General features: G+C 71.5%; 22 protein-coding genes and 1 tRNA gene. 9 read left to right on the plus strand and 14 right to left on the minus strand.

Going from position 1 to position 20,754, the window contains the following annotated elements:
* Positions 1 to 49: 49 nt before the first annotated feature.
* The 5 genes from ABT154_RS26855 to ABT154_RS26875 form a co-directional block, all read right to left on the minus strand.
* Positions 50 to 526 carry an RcpC/CpaB family pilus assembly protein gene (locus ABT154_RS26855; RefSeq protein ID WP_351859870.1) on the minus strand — a complete coding sequence of 159 codons (477 nt, stop codon included), beginning with the start codon at positions 524 to 526 and terminating at the stop codon, positions 50 to 52.
* 324 nt (positions 527 to 850) lie between these two features.
* On the minus strand, positions 851 to 1,696 hold the full coding sequence (locus ABT154_RS26860) for an S-methyl-5'-thioadenosine phosphorylase (protein ID WP_351859872.1): 846 nt from the start codon (positions 1,694 to 1,696) through the stop codon (positions 851 to 853).
* Between the two features lie 90 nt (positions 1,697 to 1,786).
* Entirely contained in the window at positions 1,787 to 2,134 is a 348-nt protein-coding gene (locus ABT154_RS26865) for an FmdB family zinc ribbon protein (RefSeq protein ID WP_351859874.1), read from the minus strand.
* 68 nt (positions 2,135 to 2,202) lie between these two features.
* Positions 2,203 to 3,474, minus strand: coding sequence for an MFS transporter (locus ABT154_RS26870; RefSeq protein ID WP_351859876.1), 1,272 nt, complete (start codon positions 3,472 to 3,474; stop codon positions 2,203 to 2,205).
* Positions 3,475 to 3,725: 251 nt separating this feature from the next.
* The gene (locus ABT154_RS26875; RefSeq protein ID WP_351859878.1) at positions 3,726 to 5,249 is read right to left on the minus strand and encodes a potassium/proton antiporter; all 1,524 of its coding nucleotides are present in this window, start codon (positions 5,247 to 5,249) and stop codon (positions 3,726 to 3,728) included.
* A gap of 259 nt (positions 5,250 to 5,508) precedes the next feature.
* Between ABT154_RS26875 and ABT154_RS26880 the strand changes: the two genes are divergently transcribed.
* Positions 5,509 to 8,247 (plus strand): penicillin acylase family protein, encoded by a 2,739-nt coding sequence (locus tag ABT154_RS26880; protein ID WP_351859880.1) that lies wholly within the window; start codon positions 5,509 to 5,511, stop codon positions 8,245 to 8,247.
* Here the strand turns inward: ABT154_RS26880 and ABT154_RS26885 are convergent.
* Positions 8,237 to 8,842: a 5-formyltetrahydrofolate cyclo-ligase gene (locus ABT154_RS26885; protein ID WP_351859882.1), complete on the minus strand. Its 606-nt coding sequence runs from the start codon at positions 8,840 to 8,842 to the stop codon at positions 8,237 to 8,239. The genes ABT154_RS26880 and ABT154_RS26885 overlap by 11 nt on opposite strands.
* Before the next feature lie 104 nt (positions 8,843 to 8,946).
* On the opposite strand from ABT154_RS26885, the gene galU reads away from it, so the two are divergent.
* From galU to ABT154_RS26920, 7 genes are all read left to right on the plus strand, one after another.
* On the plus strand, positions 8,947 to 9,858 hold the full coding sequence (galU, locus tag ABT154_RS26890) for a UTP--glucose-1-phosphate uridylyltransferase GalU (RefSeq protein ID WP_351859884.1): 912 nt from the start codon (positions 8,947 to 8,949) through the stop codon (positions 9,856 to 9,858).
* Positions 9,859 to 9,958: 100 nt separating this feature from the next.
* Positions 9,959 to 11,227 carry a molybdotransferase-like divisome protein Glp gene (gene glp / locus ABT154_RS26895; protein WP_351860027.1) on the plus strand — a complete coding sequence of 423 codons (1,269 nt, stop codon included), beginning with the start codon at positions 9,959 to 9,961 and terminating at the stop codon, positions 11,225 to 11,227.
* Between the two features lie 57 nt (positions 11,228 to 11,284).
* Positions 11,285 to 11,770 carry a cyclic pyranopterin monophosphate synthase MoaC gene (gene moaC, locus ABT154_RS26900; RefSeq protein ID WP_351859886.1) on the plus strand — a complete coding sequence of 162 codons (486 nt, stop codon included), beginning with the start codon at positions 11,285 to 11,287 and terminating at the stop codon, positions 11,768 to 11,770.
* Positions 11,771 to 11,784: 14 nt separating this feature from the next.
* On the plus strand, positions 11,785 to 12,345 hold the full coding sequence (locus ABT154_RS26905) for a MogA/MoaB family molybdenum cofactor biosynthesis protein (RefSeq protein ID WP_502969598.1): 561 nt from the start codon (positions 11,785 to 11,787) through the stop codon (positions 12,343 to 12,345).
* The gene (locus ABT154_RS26910) at positions 12,342 to 12,953 is read left to right on the plus strand and encodes a GNAT family N-acetyltransferase (protein ID WP_351859888.1); all 612 of its coding nucleotides are present in this window, start codon (positions 12,342 to 12,344) and stop codon (positions 12,951 to 12,953) included. Before ABT154_RS26905 ends, ABT154_RS26910 begins: the two co-directional genes overlap by 4 nt.
* Before the next feature lie 137 nt (positions 12,954 to 13,090).
* The gene (gene sepX / locus ABT154_RS26915; RefSeq protein ID WP_351859890.1) at positions 13,091 to 14,146 is read left to right on the plus strand and encodes a divisome protein SepX/GlpR; all 1,056 of its coding nucleotides are present in this window, start codon (positions 13,091 to 13,093) and stop codon (positions 14,144 to 14,146) included.
* A gap of 83 nt (positions 14,147 to 14,229) precedes the next feature.
* Positions 14,230 to 14,303, plus strand: a tRNA-Ala gene (locus tag ABT154_RS26920).
* Positions 14,304 to 14,520: 217 nt separating this feature from the next.
* Here the strand turns inward: ABT154_RS26920 and ABT154_RS26925 are convergent.
* Together ABT154_RS26925 and ABT154_RS26930 are read right to left on the minus strand one after the other, a co-directional pair.
* Positions 14,521 to 14,955: an ester cyclase gene (locus tag ABT154_RS26925; RefSeq protein WP_351859892.1), complete on the minus strand. Its 435-nt coding sequence runs from the start codon at positions 14,953 to 14,955 to the stop codon at positions 14,521 to 14,523.
* 135 nt (positions 14,956 to 15,090) lie between these two features.
* Entirely contained in the window at positions 15,091 to 16,638 is a 1,548-nt protein-coding gene (locus ABT154_RS26930) for an MFS transporter (RefSeq protein WP_351859893.1), read from the minus strand.
* 506 nt (positions 16,639 to 17,144) lie between these two features.
* On the opposite strand from ABT154_RS26930, the gene ABT154_RS26935 reads away from it, so the two are divergent.
* On the plus strand, positions 17,145 to 18,173 hold the full coding sequence (locus ABT154_RS26935; RefSeq protein ID WP_351859895.1) for a hypothetical protein: 1,029 nt from the start codon (positions 17,145 to 17,147) through the stop codon (positions 18,171 to 18,173).
* A 4-nt stretch (positions 18,174 to 18,177) separates the two neighbouring features.
* Here the strand turns inward: ABT154_RS26935 and ABT154_RS26940 are convergent, their stop codons facing one another.
* The 6 genes from ABT154_RS26940 to ABT154_RS26965 all read right to left on the minus strand — a co-directional run bounded on the left by ABT154_RS26940 (position 18,178) and on the right by ABT154_RS26965 (position 20,728).
* The gene (locus tag ABT154_RS26940) at positions 18,178 to 18,657 is read right to left on the minus strand and encodes a GNAT family N-acetyltransferase (RefSeq protein WP_351859897.1); all 480 of its coding nucleotides are present in this window, start codon (positions 18,655 to 18,657) and stop codon (positions 18,178 to 18,180) included.
* 143 nt (positions 18,658 to 18,800) lie between these two features.
* Positions 18,801 to 18,953 carry a hypothetical protein gene (locus ABT154_RS26945; RefSeq protein WP_351859899.1) on the minus strand — a complete coding sequence of 51 codons (153 nt, stop codon included), beginning with the start codon at positions 18,951 to 18,953 and terminating at the stop codon, positions 18,801 to 18,803.
* Positions 18,954 to 19,026: 73 nt separating this feature from the next.
* Positions 19,027 to 19,437, minus strand: coding sequence for a hypothetical protein (locus ABT154_RS26950; protein ID WP_351859901.1), 411 nt, complete (start codon positions 19,435 to 19,437; stop codon positions 19,027 to 19,029).
* Between the two features lie 144 nt (positions 19,438 to 19,581).
* Positions 19,582 to 20,028 (minus strand): DUF6415 family natural product biosynthesis protein, encoded by a 447-nt coding sequence (locus ABT154_RS26955; protein ID WP_351859903.1) that lies wholly within the window; start codon positions 20,026 to 20,028, stop codon positions 19,582 to 19,584.
* A 117-nt stretch (positions 20,029 to 20,145) separates the two neighbouring features.
* Positions 20,146 to 20,448: a hypothetical protein gene (locus ABT154_RS26960; protein WP_351859905.1), complete on the minus strand. Its 303-nt coding sequence runs from the start codon at positions 20,446 to 20,448 to the stop codon at positions 20,146 to 20,148.
* A 70-nt stretch (positions 20,449 to 20,518) separates the two neighbouring features.
* A complete protein-coding gene (locus ABT154_RS26965; protein ID WP_351859907.1) occupies positions 20,519 to 20,728 on the minus strand; it encodes a hypothetical protein in 210 nt (69 codons plus the stop codon).
* Between the last annotated feature and the right edge of the window lie 26 nt (positions 20,729 to 20,754).

Consider the following 20,754-nt stretch of genomic DNA (forward strand, 5'->3'; position numbering starts at 1 on the left):
GTCCAATCCGTACACACGCAACGGTGACTTGACAGGGCATCAGTGCTAATCAGCACACTGCCACCGCCAGTTGGGATGTGACACCGGCACCTGCGAGGGCCGCCGCCGTCGCCCGTGGCACGGACAGGACGACGAGCGCCCCTCCGTCCGAACGAGTCTCACCCGGGTGCGGAACTTCGGCCACTCGGGCGCCCGTCGCGACCACCCGCGCCTCACCCGCCTCGCCGAGCGCCGAGTTGGGCGCGGCGATCACGTCGACCCGGTCGCCGGGACGCAGCAGTCGTACGGTCGCGGCGTCGGCGATCCGCACCGGGACCGACACCGGCCGGACGACCACGGGCGGCCGGGCGCGAGCGGCGGCGACGGTGGTCGCCGGGGCCTCCGGCCGTGGAGTACCACCCCCGACGGCCAGCGCCATGGCCACCAGGGCCAGCAGCACGGCGGGCAGGTGCCGGCCCCGTCGCAGCGCCCTGCGCAGCCGGTGCCGGGTGCCCCGCACCCGTAGCGGCTCGAAGAACGGCACCACGCACGGCGCCGGAACGGGCGAGGGAAGGCCCGCCCGCGCCGGAACGGGCGAGGGAAGGCCCGCCCGCGCCGGAACGGGCGAGGGAAGGCCCGCCCGCGCCGGAACGGGCGAGGGAAAGCCGGCCGGGGAGGAACCAGAGGGTGGAGAAGGGAAAGAAGAGGAAGCGGAAGAGGGGAAAGAAGGAGGGGAAGGAGTCGTCATCGTGGCCGCCGCCGTCCTGGTCGGGAGTGGATCGGCTCCCACTCTCCCGGCCCCGCCGCCCGCCCGCTCCGGCCTGGGGACCACCCCGTACCTGTGGACAACTCCCTCACCCCCCAGGGGGGTTTACGGCAGCTCGATCCCCAGATCCCAGCCGTCGTGCGCGTGGGTGCACAGGCAGTCCCGGTCCAGCGTCGCCGGCAGGGCGCCGACCGCGTCGAAAAGCACCTCCCGCAGGCGGCCCACGTTCTCGCCGAACACCCGCAGCACCTCGGTGTGGGAGACGCCGTCGCCGGTCTCGGCGCCCGCGTCCAGGTCGGTGACGAGTGCGAGGGAGGTGTAGCAAAGGCCCAGTTCACGGGCGAGGACGGCCTCGGGGTGCCCGGTCATGCCGACCACCGACCAGCCGGCCGCCGCGTGCCAGCGGGACTCCGCCCGGGTGGAGAAGCGCGGCCCCTCGACCACGACCATGGCGCCGCCGTCGACGGGCTCCCAGCCCCGCCCCCGTGCCGCCTTGACGGCGACCCGCCGCCCGTCCGGGCAGTACGGGTCGGCGAAGGTGACGTGGACGACGCGGGGCGTGGCGCCGTCTGCCCGGCGTACTCCGTCGAAGTAGGTCTGCTCGCGGTGCTTCGTACGGTCGACGAGCTGGTCGGGGACGACGAGGGTGCCCGGCCCGTACTCCTCGCTCAGGCCGCCCACGGCGCAGGGCCCGAGGATCTGCCGTACGCCCACGGAGCGCAGGGCCCAGAGGTTGGCGCGGTAGTTGATGCGGTGCGGCGGGACCGTGTGGCCGCGGCCGTGGCGGGGGAGGAAGGCGACCCGGCGGCCGGCGATCTCACCGAGGAAGAGGGAGTCGCTGGGGCTGCCGTAGGGGGTGTCGACGGAGACCTCCGTGACGTCCTCCAGGAAGGAGTAGAAGCCGGAGCCGCCGATCACACCGATGTCCGCGTACGTGTCTTGGGTCGCCATGGCGGCCACCCTATGCGGGGCACCGGGAAACACCGAGGCCCCGTCGCGAACGACGGGGCCTCGTATGAGAACCGTAGGAACCGGCCTTGGTCAGGCGGCCGAGGTCGAGCTTCCGGCGCTCGACGACGAGCCGCTCGACGACGACGAGGACGCCGTCGAAGAGGAACCGGACGACGAGCTCGAAGCGGCCGGCTTCGCGTCCGAAGCGGACGCCGACGAGGTCGAGGACTTCGCCGCGGCCGGCGAGCTGCTGGACGACGAGCCGCGGCTGTCGTTCCGGTAGAAGCCGGATCCCTTGAAGACGATGCCGACGGCCGAGAACACCTTCTTCAGGCGGCCCTTGCACTGGGGGCACTCGGTCAGCGCGTCATCGGTGAACTTCTGCACCGCCTCGAGGCCCTCGCCGCACTCGGTGCACTGGTACTGGTAGGTCGGCACTTGTCTTCCTCCTGGCACTCACACTCATCGAGTGCTAACGACGATCCATACTGACGTATTCCGCGGGATCAGTCCACCGCCACCGGCACGCGGTGACCGACACCACGCGCCGTGACGCGGCTCGTCTCGCGCGGCCTGAGGCGCGAGCGCAGGGCCAGGAGCGTGGCCAGGGCGAGCGCCGTGCCCACCATCGGGACCAGGAATCCGGTGCTCGCGCCGTGGGCGTCGGCGAGGCGGCCGGCGACCGTTACGGCCGCGGCCTGGCCGAGCGCGACGGCGCCGGTGAGCCAGGTGAAGGCCTCGGTACGGGCGGACGCCGGGATCAGGGTCTCGACGATGGTGTAGCCGGTGATCAGGGCGGGGGCGATGAACAGACCCACGACCAGGCCCAGGGCGCCGAGGAGCAGCGCCGAGTGGGTGGTCCACAGCAGGGACGCGGCGACGGTGAGGCCGGCGTAGCCGAGGATCAGCCGACGGCGGGGGCCGGACTTCCAGGCGACGGCGCCCATGGCGATGCCCGCGAGCATGTTGCCCGCGGCGAAGACGCCGTAGAGCAGGCCGTTGGCGCCGGGGTTGCCGATCTCCGCGGTGAAGGCGGTCAGGGAGACCTGCATGCCGCCGAAGACGGAGCCGATGCCGAGGAAGGCGACGATCAGGACCCGGACGCCGGGGATGGAGAGCGCCGAGCGGTGGGGCTCGGCGGCGTGGGCCGAGGAGGCGCCGAACGCGGGCTGGGTGGCGTGCTGCGCGGCGAAGAAGAGCCCGCCGACGAGGGTGAGGGCGGCCTCGGCGATCAGGCCGGCGGCCGGGTGGACGCCGGTGCACAGGGCGGTGGCGAGGACCGGGCCGACGACGAAGGTGAACTCGTCGGTCACGGACTCGAAGGCGGCGGCCGTCGGCATCAGCGGGGTGCCGTCGAGCTTGGCGGCCCAGCGGGCCCGGACCATCGGCCCGACCTGCGGCACCGAGGCGCCGGCGGGGACGGCCGCGAGGAACAGGGCCCAGAGGGGGGCGCCGCCCAGCGCGAGCGCCACGAGCAGCGAGACGGACGCGGTGTGGACGAGGACGCCGGGGATCAGCACGGCCCGCTGGCCGAAGCGGTCGGCGAGCTTGCCGCTCTGCGGGGCGAACAGCGCCATCGAGACGCCGGTGGCGGCGGCGACGGCGCCGGCGCTGCCGAAGGAGCCGGTGGTGTGCTGGACGAGCAGGACGATGCCGATGGTCAGCATCGCGAAGGGCTGCCGGGCGGCGAAGCCGGGGAGCAGGAAGGACAGCGCACCGGGGGTGCGCAGGAGCTGCCCGTAGCCGGGCCGCTTGTCGGAGATGACCGTGGATGCCACGGTCCTGGCCTTTCTGCCGCCTGGTAGCGCGCCCCGGCACGGTGGTGCGGGTGTCGCCGAGAGCTGTCCTCATGCGCGTTACTGCGGTAGATACCGGGCCGGCCCCACGGAGGAGGGGCGCCACGGCCGCCATACGGTCGCGCCAGCTCTGCGTCAGGCAGAGTTGGTTCGATCAAGTGTGCCTTCATGGTACAGGGAGGAGCGTCCTCCCGCCTGGGAAAACGCTCCCTCCCTTGAAATAATGCCTGGGATCAACCGGATGTTCGTCTGTGCTGCTCGCTGTGGCGGTGGAACCGCTGTGCCGCGGCCGAGGGGGCCGAGGCCGCGGTGGCCCCGCTGGTGCCCAGCCAGCCGGCCAGCTTGCCGCCCTGGCCGACCGCGCGCAGCCGCCGCTCGGTGGCGTCCCGTACCGGATCGGTCGCGACGACGAGGAGTTCGTCGCCGTGCCGCAGGACGGTCGCGGGGCCCGGTACGAAGCTGGCCTCCTCGCGTACGACGAGGGTGACGGCCGCTCCGGCGGGGAGGCGCAGTTCGGCGACCTCGACGCCGTGCATCCGGGAGTGCTCCGGGATGGCGACGGAGAGGAGATGGCCGCGGAGCCGTTCCAGCGGCGCGGATTCGACGCCGAGGTCGGCGGCCTCGCCGGAGTCGCCGAGCTTCAGGGCCTTCGCCAGCCAGGGCAGGGTCGGGCCCTGTACGAGGGTGTAGACGACGACGAGCACGAACACGATGTTGAAGATCCGTTCGCTGCCCTCGATGCCCGACACCATCGGGATGGTGGCGAGGATGATGGGGACGGCGCCGCGCAGGCCGGCCCAGGACATCAGGGCCTGTTCCTGCCAGGGGATGCGGAAGGGCAGCAGGCTGACCAGGACTTCCATCGGCCGGGCGACCATCGTCAGGACCAGGCCGATGACGACGGCGGGCCAGAAGTCGTGGCCCAGCTCGTGCGGGGTGACGAGCAGCCCGAGCAGGACGAACATGCCGATCTGGGCGATCCAGCCGAGCCCTTCGGCGAAGCCGCGGTTCGCGGGCGCGTGCGGCAGCTTGGCGTTGCCGAGGACCATCGAGGCCAGGTAGACGGCGAGGAATCCGGAGCCGTGGGCCAAGGCGCCGGCCGCGTAGGCGACGACGGCGATGGCCATGACGGCGATCGGGTAGAGACCGGAGGCGGGCAGCGCGATGTGACGCAGCCCATAGGCGCCGAGGAAGCCGACGGTGAGGCCGACGGCGACGCCGATGGCGAGTTCGAGGGCGATCGTGCCGACGAGGACGTACCAGTGGTCGACGGGTCCGGCGGTGGAGAAGGCGACGACGAGGATCACGACGGGGGCGTCGTTGAAGCCGGACTCGGCCTCCAGGACACCGGTGACGCGGGACGGCAAGGGCACTTTGCGCAGGACGGAGAAGACGGCGGCGGCGTCGGTGGAGGAGACGACGGCGCCGATGATGAGCGCCTGACGCCAGTCGAGGCCGACGAGGTAGTGGGCGGCCGAGGCCGTGATGCCCACGCTGACGGCGACGCCGACGGTGGAGAGGACGACCGCGGCGGGAAGAGCCGGCTTGATCTCCTTCCACTTCGTGCCGAGACCGCCCTCGGCGAGGATCACGACCAGGGCCGCGTAGCCGATGACCTGCGTGAGTTCAGCGTTGTCGAAGGCGACATTGCCGATGCCGTCCTGGCCTATGGCGATGCCGATGCCGAGGTAGAGCAGCAGGCTGGGGAGCCCGCTCCGGGACGAGATCCGTACGGCCGCGACCGCGATCAGCAGCACGAGCGAGCTGATGAGCAGGAGTTCGTTGAGATCGTGGACAGTCAGTGGCCGGTCCTTCCCCTCGCATGCAGCTGGATCGTTCCTCCAGCGGCCGGTACTTCGTTACCTTACCTAATCTTTAACGCTTTCTTGACGCGCTCTTTGCATCTCGTCGCTCATCAGTACGGTTCTCTTCCTGACACCGCGTCCGGGTCGTCCGGACGCTGCGCCTAAGGTTGCTCCCGTACTCCAGGACCACCCTGCCCCTCGAAGGACAGCGATGCCCTCCAACACGACCGCGCCTCCCGCCAAGAAGAAAGGGCGGCGCGCCCGCCTGATCCTCCTCGTCCTGGTCCTCGCCCTGGTCGCGGGCGTCGGATACGGCGGGTACTGGGGTGTGAGCACCGTCCGGGCCTCGTTCCCGCAGACCACGGGCGAGATCCGGCTCGACAAGCTCTCCGGCGAGGTCGAGGTGAAGCGGGACGCGAACGGCGTTCCGCAGATCTACGCGGACAACGAGGCGGACCTGTTCCGCGCCCAGGGCTACGTCCAGGCGCAGGACCGCTTCTACGAGATGGACGTCCGGCGGCACGTGACCGCCGGCCGGCTCTCGGAGATGTTCGGCGAGAGCCAGGTCGAGACCGACTCCTTCCTGCGCACGCTCGGCTGGCGCCGGGTCGCGCAGCAGGAGTACGACTCGGTCCTCACGCCGGAGACGAAGAAGTACCTCCAGGCGTACGCGGAGGGCGTCAACGCCTATCTGAAGGACCGGGACCCGGCCGACATCTCCGTCGAGTACGCGGCCCTGGCCCTCACCAACGACTACGCGATCGAGCCGTGGACGCCGGTGGACTCGGTGGCCTGGCTCAAGGCGATGGCCTGGGACCTGCGCGGCAACATGCAGGACGAGATCGACCGCTCGCTGATGACGAGCCGGCTGAGCGCGAGCCAGATCAAGCAGCTGTACCCGGAGTACCCGTACGCGCTCCACCAGCCGATCGTGGACCGGGGCGCCGTCGACGAGTCGACCGGGAAGTTCGACCCGAAGGCGGGCGGCGAGGACGGCGAGGGCGACGGGGTCACCACCGGCGACACCCAGGGCGACGGCCCCGGCGGCTCCGGTGCGCAGTCCCAGCTCGGGGCGCTCTCCGAGGTCCTGGACACGATCCCGGCCCTGCTCGGCCCGAACGGCAACGGCATCGGATCGAACTCCTGGGTCGTCTCCGGGAGGCTCACCACCTCCGGCAAGCCGCTGCTCGCCAACGACCCGCACCTCGCGCCCCAGCTGCCGTCCCTCTGGTACCAGATGGGTCTGCACTGCCGCTCGGTCTCGGCCACCTGCCGTTACGACGTCGCGGGCTACACCTTCTCCGGCATGCCCGGTGTGATCATCGGACACAACGACAAGATTGCCTGGGGTCTCACCAACCTCGGCGCCGACGTGACCGACCTCTACCTGGAGAAGATCGGCCCGGACGGCTACCTCGTCGACGGCAAGGTCAAGCCCTTCACCAGCCGCGAGGAGACCATCAAGGTCGCCGGCGGAGAGGACCGGAAGATCACCGTCCGCTCCACCGGCCACGGCCCCCTCGTCTCCGACCGCTCCTCCGAACTGGAGACGGTCGGCCAGAAGGCCCCCGTCCGCAACGCCGCCCCCGACCGCGGCACCGGCTACGGCGTCTCCCTCCAGTGGACCGCCCTCCAGCCGGGCCGGTCGATGGACGCGATCTTCGCCCTCGACCGCGCCAAGGACTTCGACTCCTTCCGGGCCGCCGCGAAGAACTTCGAGGTCCCCTCGCAGAACCTGATCTACGCCGACACCGAGGGCAACATCGGCTACCAGTCCCCGGGCAAGATCCCGCAGCGCGGCACCGGCGACGGCACCCTCCCCGCACCGGGCTGGGACTCCAGGTACCGCTGGAAGGGCTACATCCCCTTCGCGCAGCTGCCCTACGAGTACAACCCCGAGCGCGGCTACATCGTCACCGCCAACCAGGCCGTCATCGACGAGAAGGCCTACCCCGACCTGCTCACCAAGGACTGGGGCTACGGCTCGCGCAGCCAGCGGATCAACGACCTCATCGAGTCGAAGACCAAGGACGGCGGCAAGATCTCGCCGGACGACATGCGGACCATGCAGACCGACAACCGCAGCGAGATCGCGACTCTGCTCAACCCGCTGCTGCTGAAGATCGACATCTCCGACCCGTACGTCCGCGAGGCGCAGAAGCTCCTGGAGGGCTGGGACTACACCCAGGAGCCCGACTCGGCCGCCGCCGCCTACTTCAACGCGGTCTGGCGCAACGTCCTCAAGCTGTCCTTCGGCAACAAGCTGCCCAAGGAACTGCGCGCCGAGGGCGACTGCATCAACGTCCGCCCGGCCGAGGCCACCGGCCCGGTCGACGAGCAGAACAAGCTCGTACGGGAATGCGGCGAGCGCGACCCCGACTCGGCGCAGCCGGACGGCGGCGACCGCTGGTACGAGATCGTCCGCCCGCTCCTGAAGCAGGAGAAGAGCGAGTGGTGGACCACCCCCGCCAACCGCCTGGACCCGGCCACCGAGACCCGTGACCAGCTGCTCGCCCGCGCCATGAAGGACGCGCGCTGGGAGCTGACCGCCAAGCTCGGCAAGGACGTCTCCACCTGGAGCTGGGGCCGGCTGCACCAGCTGACCCTGAAGAACCAGACCCTCGGCACCGCCGGACCCGGAGTGGTGCAGCAGCTCCTCAACCGCGGCCCGTGGAACCTGGGCGGCGGCGAGGCGGCCGTCGACGCCACCGGCTGGAACGCGGCCGGCGGCTACGACGTGATCTGGGTGCCTTCGATGCGCATGGTCGTCAACGTCGGCGACTGGGACAGGTCCCGCTGGATCAACCTGACCGGCGCCTCCGGGCACGCCTTCCACTCGAACTACACCGACCAGACGGACGCGTGGGCGAAGGGCGAGCTCTACGGCTGGGCGTACGGCAAGGCGGCCGTCGACGCGTCGACGAAGGACACACTGGTCCTCAAGCCGTAGGGGCCGGACGGAAGCGGGTGACCCCCTCGGGGGTCACCACCGCGTGAACGGGGTGGTCGTGGGGTTCCTCCGGGACCCGGGCGACCACCTCGTCCGCGTAGAGGAGCACCACCAGGGCCGGATCCACGCCCGCGCGTGCGAGCCGGGCGAGCACCCGGTCGTACGAGCCGCCGCCGCGGCCGAGCCGCATCCCGCGCCCGTCGACCGCGAGGCCCGGCAGCAGGACGGCGTCGGCGGCGCACACGGCCTCGGGGCCGAGCCGGGGGCCGAGGGGTTCGAGCAGTCCCCGGCCGGCCTTCGCGAGCCGCCCAGGACCCTCGTACGCGGCCCAGTCCAGGTCGTTGTCGGGGAGCAGGACGGGGAGCAGGACCCGCACTCCGCGCGCGTGGAGCGCGTCGAGCAACGCGCGCGTGCCCGGTTCGCGGCCGACCGACACATAGGCGGCGACCGTGGACGCCTGGGAAAGTTCGGCCAGTTCCAGTCCCTGGCGGGCGAGGGAACCGGCCGTGTGAGCCAGGGAATCGGCGCTCAGTGCGGCGCGGGCGGCCAGAAGGCGACTGCGCAGCGCGGTCTTTTCGGACATCTCAGGTGTCATGACGGCCTCATGGGTATCCGTGGAAATCTCGTAACTGTCTTTATCCGGAGGAAGTTAATCAAAGGCACATCTTCCTCTCATTTCGAACGGCTAAGGTGCACCGCATGAATCAGTCGCTCCCCAGGCTCGGCCGGATCAGCAAGGCTGTCATCCCGGCCGCCGGCCTCGGCACCCGCTTCCTCCCGGCGACCAAGGCGACGCCCAAGGAGATGCTGCCGGTCGTCGACAAGCCGGCCATCCAGTACGTCGTGGAGGAGGCCGTCGCGGCCGGTCTCTCCGACGTGCTGATGATCACCGGCCGGAACAAGCGCCCCCTGGAGGACCACTTCGACCGGAACTACGAGCTGGAGGAAGCCCTGAGCCGGAAGGGCGACGCCGAACGCCTCTCCAAGGTCCAGGAGTCCAGCGACCTCGCCACCATGCACTACGTCCGCCAGGGCGCCCCTCGCGGCCTCGGCCACGCCGTCCTGTGCGCCGCCCCGCACGTCGGCGACCAGCCCTTCGCGGTCCTCCTCGGCGACGACCTCATCGACCCGCGAGACCCGCTGCTCGCGCGGATGGTGGAGGTCCAGGAGCGGGAGGGCGGCAGCGTGATCGCCCTCATGGAGGTCGAGCCCTCGCAGATCCACCTGTACGGCTGCGCGGCGGTCGAGGTGACCGTCGACTCCGACGTGGTGAAGGTGACGGACCTGGTCGAGAAGCCCGACGCGGGCGAGGCGCCCAGCAACTACGCGATCATCGGCCGGTACGTACTGGATCCGGCCGTCTTCGGGATGCTGCGGGAGACCGAGCCGGGCCGCGGCGGCGAGATCCAGCTGACCGACGCCCTGCAGAAGCTCGCCTCCGACGAGAAGATCGGCGGCCCGGTGCACGGGGTCGTGTTCAAGGGCCGCCGCTATGACACCGGCGACCGCGGGGACTATCTGCGTGCCATTGTCAGACTCGCGTGCGAACGTGAAGATCTGGGACCGGACTTCCGGGCCTGGCTCCGGAGATACGTCAGCGAGGAGATGTAGCACCTTGAGCAGCAGCACGGCACCGTCCCACGACGACCACGAGCACGGCCACGGAGACGAGGAGAAGCCCGCCGACCCCTGCGCGGGCCCCGCGCGCGGTCTGTGGTCGGTGGACGAGCACCTGGCCGACATCCTCGCGACCGTCGGCCCGCTCGAACCCATCGAGCTGCAACTCCTCGACGCCCAGGGCTGCGTCCTCGTCGAGGACGTGACGGTGCCGGCCGCGCTGCCCCCCTTCGACAACAGCTCCATGGACGGGTACGCGGTCCGGGTCGCCGATGTCGCCGGTGCCACCGAGGAGTTCCCCGCCGTCCTCACCGTCATCGGCGATGTCGCCGCGGGCGCCGGAGGCCTGCCCGAGGTCGGCCCCGGCCAGGCCGCCCGGATCATGACCGGCGCCCCGCTGCCGCCCGGCGCCGAGGCCGTCGTCCCCGTCGAATGGACCGACGGCGGTACGGGCGGGGGCGCGGCCACCGGCATGACCGCCGCCAGCACCGCCCCCGAGGGCGCGGCCGGCGAGGTCAGGGTGCACCGCGCCGTCGAGGCCCGCGCCCATGTCCGCGCCCAGGGCAGCGACGTCCGCGCGGGGGAGCTGGCCCTCGCGGCCGGCACCGTCCTCGGGCCGCCGCAGATCGGGCTGCTCGCCGCGATCGGGCGCGGCACCGTCCGGGTGCGGCCCCGGCCCCGGGTGGTCGTCATGTCCACGGGCAGCGAGCTGGTCCAGCCCGGCGAGCCGCTGGGCGAGGGCCAGATCCACGACTCCAACAGCTTCGCGCTCGCCGCGGCGGCCCGGGACGCGGGCGCGCTCGCGTACCGGGTGGGCGCGGTCGCCGACGACGCCGAGTCGCTGCGCGCCACCGTGGAGGACCAGCTCATCCGGGCGGACCTCATCGTGACCACGGGCGGGGTGAGCGTCGGCGCGTACGACGTGGTCAAGGAGGCGCTGAGCGCGGACGGGCAGGTCGACTTCCGCAAGCTGGCCATGCAGCCGGGCAAGCCGCAGGGCTTCGGCGCGGTCGGGGACGAGCAGATCCCGCTGCTCGCGCTCCCGGGCAACCCGGTCTCCTCGTACGTCTCCTTCGAGCTGTTCGTCCGGCCCGCGATCCGCGCTCTGATGGGCGTCGGGGACCTGCACCGGCCGCGGGTGCGGGCGGAGCTGGCCGGGGACGGGGCGCTGTCCTCGCCGGCCGGGCGCAGACAGTTCCTCCGCGGGACGTACGACCCGGAGGCGGGCACCGTCACCCCCGTGGGCGGCGCCGGGTCCCATCTGATCGCGGCCCTGGCGCACGCGGACTGCCTGCTCGTGGTCCCGGAGGAGACGGTGAGCGTGGAACCGGGCGCCGAGCTGGAAGTGGTCCTCCTCGGCTGACGGGGCGAGGGTGGGGGTACGGTGTCGTCCCACACAGCGACCGGGAGTGTCACGGCGATGAGCACGCAGCAAGGTCTCACCCACATCGACGAGGCGGGCGCCGCCCGCATGGTCGACGTATCGGCGAAGGACGTCACGTCCCGCACCGCCAGCGCCAGCGGGCGGGTCCTCGTCTCGCCGCGCGTGATCGAACTGCTGCGCGGCGAGGGCGTCCCGAAGGGCGACGCGCTGGCCACCGCCCGGATCGCCGGGATCATGGGCGCCAAGCGGACCCCGGACCTCATCCCGCTCTGCCACCCGCTCGCCCTCTCCGGCGTGACGCTGGACCTGGCGGTCACCGACCACGCGGTCGAGATCCTGGCGACCGTGCGGACCACGGACCGGACGGGCGTCGAGATGGAGGCTCTGACGGCGGTCTCCGTGGCGGCCCTCACCGTGGTCGACATGGTGAAGGCGGTCGACAAGGGCGCGGTCATCTCCGACGTACGGGTGGAGGAGAAGACGGGCGGCAAGTCGGGCCACTGGACGCGGAGCGGGTCGTGACGCGCGCGGGCCGGGTGTCGGGAACCCATGACCACGAGCACGAGGACCTTCCGGCGGCACCCGACGCGGGCCTCGGCGGCGCCCTGTCCGCCCCGTACTCCGCGCTGGTCGTCACCGCCTCCAACCGGGCGGCGGCCGGCGTCTACGAGGACAAGGGCGGCCCGCTGATCGCCGAGGGCCTCACCCGGATGGGCTTCGCCGTCGACGGCCCGCGGGTCGTCCCGGACGGGGCGCCGGTCGAGGCCGCCCTGTGCGCCGGGATCGCCGCCGGGTACGACGTGATCGTCACCACCGGCGGTACGGGCATCTCGCCCACCGACGAGACGCCCGAGGTGACCCGCCGGGTCCTGGAGCGGGAGATCCCCGGCATCCCGGAGGCGATCCGGGCGTACGGCCGGGAGAAGGTGCCCACGGCGGCCCTCTCGCGGGGCCTCGCGGGGGTCGCGGGCGGCACGCTGATCGTGAACCTGCCGGGGTCCACCGGCGGGGTGCGGGACGGGCTGACCGTGCTGGAGCCGGTCCTGCGGCACGCCGTCGACCAGATCCGCGGCGGCGACCACCCGAGACCGTCGTGATCCCGTCCTGGCCGGTGGTCCTCGTCGACGGCGAGGTGCTGCTCCGTCCGATAAAGATGCGCGACCACGCCGCCTGGCGCGAGGTGAACCGGCGCAACCGCGAGTGGCTGCGGCCCTGGGAGGCGACGGTCCCGCCGGCGCCTCCGGGCGCCCCGGTCGCACAGCGCCCCACGTACCGTCAGATGGTCCGCCATCTGCGGTCGGAGGCGAACGCGGGCCGGATGCTGCCGTTCGTCATCGAGTACCGGGGGCGGCTCGTCGGCCAGTTGACGGTCGCCGGGATCACCTGGGGCTCGATGTGCTCGGGGCACGTGGGCTACTGGGTGGACAGCGAGGTCGCCGGGCGCGGGGTGATGCCGACGGCGGTCGCGCTCGCGGTCGACCACTGCTTCCGCACGGTGGGCCTCCACCGGATGGAGGTCTGCATCCGCCCGGAGAACGGGCCTTCGCGGCGGGTCGTGGAGAAGCTCGGCTTCCGCGAGGAGGGGCTGCGGCCCCGCTACCTCCACATCGACGGCGCCTGGCGGGACCATCTGGTCTTCGCGCTGACGGCGGAGGAGGTCCCGGAGGGGCTGCTCAGGCGCTGGCACCAGGCAAGAATGAAATAAGTGTTCGAATTCAATCGGTAGTTGGCGGTCAATCGATCTGAACAATCACAAAAAAGTTCAGTGATATCAGCCAGATCGTGCGACACACCGGGCCAATTGGCCGATGCGTGTTACTGAACCCCTCTACCGTGTGAGTCGTGAGCAGCAGCGGCCTCATCTACGCAGTCATCGTCGGGGCCTGGGCCGCCTACTTGGTGCCGATGTGGCTCCGCAGGCAGGACGAGCTGAACGAAGCCCGTCCGACGGAACGCTTCAGCACCGCCATCCGGCTGCTTTCCGGACGGGCGGGCATGGAGCGTCGGTACGCCAAGGAGCTGAAGGAGCGGGACCGTACGGCGGAGGGTCCGACGCCCGACGTGGACCCGGACGTGGAGACCGAGCATCTCAGCTCGGTCGACGTCCGGGCCTTCTCCGCGCCCGCGGCCAGGACGGAAGCGCGCCTGGAGGTCCCGGCGCCGGAGCCGGAACGGGCCCCGGCCCAGGTCCAGGCACCGGCCCAGGCCCCGGGTCCGCACTCCGCCCAGGCACGCCCCGCTTCGGGGGCCGCGGCCGAGCGCGCCCGCCGGGGCGAGGTGCTCGCGCGGCGCCGCAGGACCACGACGCTCCTCTTCGCCGGGTTCAGCCTCGGCGCGGTCGTCGCGGCCGTCGGCGGTGTGCCCTTCCTGTGGGCGCCGGCCGTCCCCGCGCTGCTGCTGAGCGCGTACATCGTGCATCTGCGCGTCCAGGAACGGCGCCGCTTCGTGTACGTGATGGACCGGCGGCGCGCCGAGGCGGCGGCGGCCCGGCTGCGGGAGAGCCGGCGCCCGGCCCCCACGCCCGAACCGTCCCCCGAGGAGGCGCCCTCCCCGCAGGAGGCGGACCGCCGGGCCCTGGTCGAGCAGACCGACCACGCGGAGTGGGTGGACCAGCAGCGCGAGCGTGGCCCCCGGGGCGACAGCTGGGACCCGGTCCCGGTGCCGCTGCCCACGTACGTCACCGCGCCGGTCGCCCCGCGCGCCACCAGCGGCATCGACATCACGGACCCGGAGACCTGGAGCGCGGCCCGCTCCTCCACGGCGGCCGACCCGGCCCCCGCCCCCTCCCCGGCCCCGCGTCAGCGCAGCACCCCGCCGCGCCGCGACCGGGACCACGGCCGCACCCCGCTCTTCGACCAGTACGCGGACGACGACCGCCCCCGCGCGGCCAACGAATGACCCCCACCGCCCCCCTGGGCTGACCTGCGAGGAACGGATTTTTGCCTGAGCGGGTCGGGGTGCTAATGTTTCACACGTCGCAAGGGCCTGTGGCGCAGTCTGGTAGCGCACCTCGTTCGCATCGAGGGGGTCTGGGGTTCAAATCCCCACAGGTCCACAGACGACTGTTCTCGAGTAGCTCTCGAGAATCGTCACGAGATCCCGTTCAGCCGAAAGGCTGGGCGGGATCTCGGCGTTTGTGAGGTGTGTTCGAGGTGATGTCCGAACGCGGACGGGGCCTCGGGTGGCTGTCTGGCAGAGGATCGGCCTGGGATTCGGGGTGGTTCGGGTGCGTGAGCCGTGACGGGGCCGCTGTTGGTGGGCGCTTCTCGCGGTCAGGCAGCCCGCGACTGCTCGGTCAGACCGAGCTGGCTCATGATCGCGCCGGTGTCCAGATAGGCCCGGCCCTCCTGGATCTTGCCGTCCTTGACCTCGTAGATGTCGCACGCGTGCAGCGTGACGTGACGTCCAGTGGCGGGCACGGTGCCCACCTGCAGGACCAGGTCCCCGGTCTGTGTCCCGCTGCCCGTGTACTCGACGACCACTGTGTCCCCCTGGGACGTGAGGCGGTCGAGGGTGAACGTGCCGTCAGGCATCGCGTTGAACAGGGTTCTGGCGAGCCAGGTGAACGCCTCCGGGCCCTCCAGCTTTCTCCCGCTGCCCTTGTCGACGAGAGTGCAGTCCGGAGCGACTGCCCCGGCGATGGCGTCGTAGTCCCGGTTGTTCCACGCCCGGAAGAGATCGCGGACGAGTGCCTCGTTGTCAGCCATGGAAACCTCCGCTTGGAAGCTCCCCTTCTTCCATGCTGACCCACCGCATCCGACTCCGCAGCTCCAGCGGGACCTGCCGGGCGCCTGTCCCTCCCCCGTTCGGAACCCTGCTGGGGAAAGCAGCCGTTCGATCCGTCAATCCGGTCGGTCCTGCGGTGCGGTCCGGCTCCGGCGGGGCATGAGCACGTACGCCGCCACGGCCAGGGCGAGCGGTAGGAGGCTCGTGACCAGCATGGTGAGCCTCAGGCCGTCGGTGAAGTCCAGCCCGAGGTCCAGTCCGGACTGCCGGAGCAGGTTCGGGTCGTATCCGGCGGTGCCCGGACTGTGCGCCATAGCGCTTCGTGTCGCGTCCACGGCCTGCTTGGCCTGGGTCGCCGACATACCGCGCGCATCGGCGTCGTTGAGCCACTGCCGTTGGAAGGAGAGGTTGAGCAGCAGCAGGTAGACGGCGGGGCCGAGCGCGTAGCCGGTCATTCCGAACGCCGGCTGAACGGAGGCCACGGCGCCGGACTTTCCGGGTGGGGCGTGCGAGAGGATGGTCTCGGCCACCGAGGCGGAGGCCACCAGCGACCCGAGGTTGGTGAGCCAGGTGGCCAGTACGAGGATCCACAGCGCCATCGTGGGCTCGGCGGTGGCCGCCATCAGCAGCCCGCTCGCGACCAGCAACAGCAGGCCGGTGATGAGGACCGGCCGGGGGGTGTACTTCTCGATCAGGTGCCCGGCGAGGATGACGGCGCCCGCGATCAGTAGGGTGCCGGGCAGAAACAGCAGGCCGATCGTGCGCGGGGGCAGCGACAGGATCACACTGCCGAACTGCCCCAGGACGAAACTGAACCCCGCGACGGCGAAGTTCAGCGTCAGACTGGACAGCGCGGCCACGGTGAACGCGCCGCTGCGGAACAGCGACAGCTCCAGGACCGGTTCGGGTGTCCGGCGCTCATGGAACACGAACAGCACGCCGGCGATCGCGCTGATCACCAACGGCAGCCAGGCCTCGATCCGGGTGATCCCGTTCTCCGCCTCGGCGATGCCGTGGACGAGGGTCAGCAGGGCGAGGCCGACCAGGCTGACGCCGACGACGTCGACTCCGCGGCGCTGCAGGACGGGGGGCTCGGTGACGTACCGGGCCGTCAGCCCGAGCGCGATCAGCGACAGGAGTGGGGCGACCAGGAACAGCCACCGCCAGCCGAGTGTGTCCGCCAGCCAGCCCCCGGCCGCGGGGGTCACCCCGCACAGCACCATCTCGATGGCCATGAACATGCCGATGGCCGCCGGCCGTCTTTCCGTCGGCACCGACGCCTTGAGCAGGGCCAGCGTCACTCCCAGCATCGCGGCCAGCGCAAGGCCGTCGAGGAGGCGCATCACCAGCAGGAACACGTAGCCGGGGGAGAGCGCGGAGAGCAGGTTGACGACGATGTCGCCGACCAGCCCCAGCATCAGCAGCCGCTTGAGCCCGAAGGCGTCCCCGAGACTGCCCACGGCGAGCACGGCGGCGGCCACGACCAGCGTCGCCGCGCCTCCCAGGAAGCCGACGACGTCGGGCGGCACGTCGAGGGCCCGGCTGATCTGCGGCATGTTCAGGCTGAGGATCAGCGGGTCGACGGCCGTGACCGTGAAAGCGAGGGAGAGCCCCGAGATGATCGGGAGGACCGCGATGGTGGATGGGGTCTTCGCAGTCGACACCGCGGCACCTCTCGTACGTCAGTCGGCGCCGACCGCTCGTAGGACCGGCCGCAACCCGGTCACCGCTTCAGGCCCTTCTTCTCCCGGCCGACGTGTGCGGCCCGATGCCGGGCTCGTACAGATGCGGATCCAGCACCGCTGCCGGCCGCCCTCCGCCGGTCCCGGAAGGGCGGTGGAAGGCTTCCGGCCCAGCCTTTCAGCGCGTCGGCGACGGTGCGTTCTCATCCGTACGCGGCGGGGGCGGGTTCACTCACCTGTACGCCGACAACCGCCCGCTCCCGGTCCCGCACACGAGAACCGCATGGTCCACCGAGGGTGCCGTCGCTCTCCCGCCACGGCGCGCGGGGGATTTCCTGGGGGTGGGACCGCGACCTCCGTGTGGTTCCGTGAGTTAGCCGGGCATGGTTGATTCGTTCAGCTCCGCGCCGTGGCCGTTTCCCGACGGGGAATCTCTCTTTCTGACGCCTCGCCACTCCGTTCAGACTCCGCACGGGTGGGAGGTCTCGGTGTCGGCCGCGGATCTCGCGCCGTTGGCGATGGGGACGGACGCGGCGCGGCGGCTCGGGGCGCGGCGGGGGTATCTGGGGGACACGTCCGTCAACCGGGAGCTCTGGGCGATCCTGCGGGATCATCCCGAGCGGTTCGGGCGGGTGGGCAGTGTCGTTCTGGGGGCGGACGAGGTGCGGGTGCCCGAGTCGGCGGGGCCGCGCGGGTTCGTGGACTCGCTGGCGGTGTACGGCCTGGAGAGCATCGACGGCTTCCAGCGGCTGAGCATCATCGCGGCGGGCCGGGCCGAGTGGGGTGTGCAGCACATCGCCCGGTCGACCGTACGGCTGGAGATCCAGTGCGGGCGGGACCGGGACGTCGCGCGGATGCTGCACGACACGGCCCATGGGTACGTCAACCGGCCGACGGCGCAGGACGGGCTGATCCGGTGCCCGCGCATCCAGGCGCTGATGGCCTGCAACTGGGAGGGGATGGGGTACTTCGACCCTCGGCGCGGTGCCTCCGTGGGGCCGCACCGCAAGCCCTTCCCGATGCCGGAGGTCACCCGGGCGCTCGCCTGTCTGGCGCCCCGTGACGATGTGGACGCCGTGCACCTGGCGGCGACGGACGAGGGCCTGGACAGGCTCTGGGGGGACATCGGATCGGAGCTCTACCGCGGGGTCTTCCCCGAGGGGATGAGTCCGCTCGGCGTCGTGCGGGCCGTCGAGGCGTACCGGGCGGCCCATGGCGCGCTGCGGGAGATGCCCGCGCGGCAGAAGGCCGGGGCGGGGCACCTGAGCGTCTACGCGCCCGACCTGGTCTGCCGGGTGGCCTGCCGGCGGCTGCTGCCCGTGGGGATCCTGCACGACGAGCAGCGTTCCCGCTACGACTGGCAGGCCGTGATCAGGCACCAGCTGCCGGCCGTCGTGCGGCAGGTGGCGGAGGAACTCGTCCGGCGCTACGAGGCCGTCCGCAGGGTCCGGGGGAGCCGGCGGCACTACAAGGACGAGGCCGTCCTGCTCGACGTCTGGCGGGAGATCCTGCGGTGACGACTCAGACCAGCGGCTTCGCGAAGCAGCGGCTGGTGGGGTGGTCGCGGTAGTGGCCGAACTCGGCGCAGGGTTCGTAGCCGCTGGAGAGGTAGAGGGCTATCGCCTCCGGCTGGGCCGTGCCCGTCTCCAGGACCATGCGGGCGCGGCCGGCGGCGCGGGCGTCGGACTCCAGGGCGGCCAGGACGCGGCGGGCCAGGCCCAGGCCGCGGGCCTCGGGGGTGACGTACATGCGCTTGAGTTCGGCGTCGCCGTTCTCGTAGCCCTCGTCGTTCTTGTCCTGGGTGCGCCAGCCGCCGGTGGCGACGGGGCGGCCCGCGGTGTCGTACGCGAGCAGGTACAGGCCCCGGGGCGGGGAGAACATCCAGGCGGCCAGCGGTGTGACATCGCCCTCGTCGTCGTAGCGGGCGGCGTACTCCGCCTGGACGGCGGCGTCGAGGGCGACGGCGTCGGGGTGGTCGTAGGGCGTCGACTGGATGTTCATGCAGTGCATCGTACATGTATGCGGACCTCGGGTGTCGGTATTCTCCCGGGATGCTCACTGTGACCACGCAGCGGCCCCGCCTCCCAATCGGGAAGCGGGGCCGCCGTGCGTACGGATCAAACGGCCCGGCCGGGGCCGTGCCGCTACAGAGCGGGCTGGCCGCTGCCGGGGCAGGTCTCGGTGCCGGTGCCGCCGCGCTGGTGCATCGTGGTCGGGCTACCGGGCGCGGAGCCCACTCCGGCGCCGCAGACGGGGCAGCTTCCCTCGCACATGCCGGGGTCGAATCGCTTGCTCACAGTGCAGTCCTCCTGAGGTAGGTGGTGCTGACGGTGGTGCGATGTGCACTCCCCGGACGATGCCGGGGAGGGACTAGAGCTGGCGCGCGAAGATCCGCGAGCCGTCGTGGAAGTCGACGGTGACGCCACGCTGTGCGCCCGCCTCGGGGCCGGTGGACCACCGGGCGATGGCAGAGATCTCCGGGCACTCGGCCCCGGCGAGGACGGCCGCGAGCCACGCCTCGGGGGAGTCGGCGGCGGCCGGGTCGCCCAGCGTCGGCGCCGGGGTACCCGTCACCGGCTGATCGGTGAAGCCGGTGTGCTTCTCTCCGTCCGGGAGCTGCCCCACGAACTGCCACCGGGTCTCGCCGCCGTTCGCCGTCGTGATGGCCAGGCCGAACGGCCGCTGGTCGTCTCCGACCTCGGCGAGGGTCTGCACGCGGGTCGCGCTGGGCGCGTTCTTGGCGAGGTCGAGGACGTAGTCGGTGAATCGCTGGGGGCGCATTTGTGATCATTTCCTCTCGTGGCGGCCTGCCCATCCTATGGACCGGGAGCGGGTGCCGAGGGCGTCAGGCGGTGATGCCGAGACAGAGCGCGGCGAGCATGCCGAGGACGATCACGCAATAGATCGCCTGCCGGTGCCACTCCCTCACAGGGCGGTCGGGGTGAGCGGGGGCAGCTCGCGCCGGCCGACGTACGGGGCGCGGCCTTCCGTTGCCGCGCGGTGATCGCGGATCGCGGTGACCATGTTGCGCGCAACCGTGGCGAGCTGCCGGGTGTAGGACCACGTGCCGAGGGGCCCGCCGCCGGGCCCGTCGGCCTTGAGCTGGGCCCAGTCCCTCAGCGCACCCTGCCCGCGCGTCGGACGCTCGTTCTCGGGGATGGTCTCAACGCCGACAGCGAGGCTCGCGCAGTGCGTCAAGAGGTCGTCCGCCAGCCGCGCGAGCGCCAGGGCGTCGAGGCTCTGCTGCATCGTGAGGGCCCGCCGGATGGTGGCAAGGGCGGCGTCCTCGGCGCGCTCCTCAACAGTCGTGGCGATCTGGAGGAACCCGACGAGATCCTCGGCCGCTCGGGTGTGCTCGGACTGCTCGGGCATCGGCTGCTCCCACCGTCGCTGGGCTGCTGGTACTGCGACGGTAGGCGCACGCGGAACTGACGGGAGGTAGGGTCCCTACCCCCTTGCTGAGGGGTACGGTTCCTACCCCTTAAACGATCACACCGGGACGCCGAGGTCGAGGGCGAGCGCGTGGGCGTCCTCGCGGACCATGCGGGGGCCGGTCTTGGCCAGCTCGGGCAGCACCATGCGGGTGTGCATGTTGAACCGGATGGTCTCGGGTGACTCGCGGTGCGCTTTCTGTAGGAGGGCGACCGCTGCGACTCCCTCGTCCTTCATGCCGTAAGCGCGGGCGGTCTCGATCAGGTGGTATGAGCGGCGGGTGGCGGACGGGATGCTTCCGACGTCGAGGGCGAGGGCGACTTCGAGTGCCTTGCCTGGTTGCATCAGGTCGTTGTGCATGGTGAGTGCGTAGGCGTCGACGACGTCCTGCCCGAAGATCAGCCAGGGGTGGGCGTAGTCGGAGGACTCCCTAGAACAGCTCGCCAGCTTCCTCGGCGACCCCCTTAGTGCAGTCCTCGTCGGCGCCGGATGGCTTACCCCTGACGACATCAACCGAGTACGCACCAGGCCCGCCACCGCCGCCCCCATCACCATCGACGAAGCGCTCGACGAACTCGGCATCACCAACCCCGCCGACCGCCGGACCGTCGAGGCCGTCATCGACACCGTGAAGCGCCACCGCGCCGCTCCCGGCGACTCCGAAAG

Source organism: Streptomyces sp. NPDC001728 (genome assembly GCF_040297565.1).
Lineage (GTDB): Bacteria > Actinomycetota > Actinomycetes > Streptomycetales > Streptomycetaceae > Streptomyces.

Coding starts and splice junctions, on each gene's coding strand:
- ABT154_RS26955 (WP_351859903.1), bottom strand. CDS start 20,028: ATGCCCGAGCAGTCCGAGCACACCCGAGCGGCCGAGGATCTCGTCGGG.
- ABT154_RS26925 (WP_351859892.1), bottom strand. CDS start 14,955: ATGGCTGACAACGAGGCACTCGTCCGCGATCTCTTCCGGGCGTGGAAC.
- ABT154_RS26880 (WP_351859880.1), top strand. CDS start 5,509: ATGCCCTCCAACACGACCGCGCCTCCCGCCAAGAAGAAAGGGCGGCGC.
- ABT154_RS26860 (WP_351859872.1), bottom strand. CDS start 1,696: ATGGCGACCCAAGACACGTACGCGGACATCGGTGTGATCGGCGGCTCC.
- ABT154_RS26940 (WP_351859897.1), bottom strand. CDS start 18,657: ATGAACATCCAGTCGACGCCCTACGACCACCCCGACGCCGTCGCCCTC.
- ABT154_RS26960 (WP_351859905.1), bottom strand. CDS start 20,448: ATGCACAACGACCTGATGCAACCAGGCAAGGCACTCGAAGTCGCCCTC.
- galU (WP_351859884.1), top strand. CDS start 8,947: ATGAATCAGTCGCTCCCCAGGCTCGGCCGGATCAGCAAGGCTGTCATC.
- moaC (WP_351859886.1), top strand. CDS start 11,285: ATGAGCACGCAGCAAGGTCTCACCCACATCGACGAGGCGGGCGCCGCC.
- ABT154_RS26885 (WP_351859882.1), bottom strand. CDS start 8,842: ATGACACCTGAGATGTCCGAAAAGACCGCGCTGCGCAGTCGCCTTCTG.
- ABT154_RS26950 (WP_351859901.1), bottom strand. CDS start 19,437: ATGCGCCCCCAGCGATTCACCGACTACGTCCTCGACCTCGCCAAGAAC.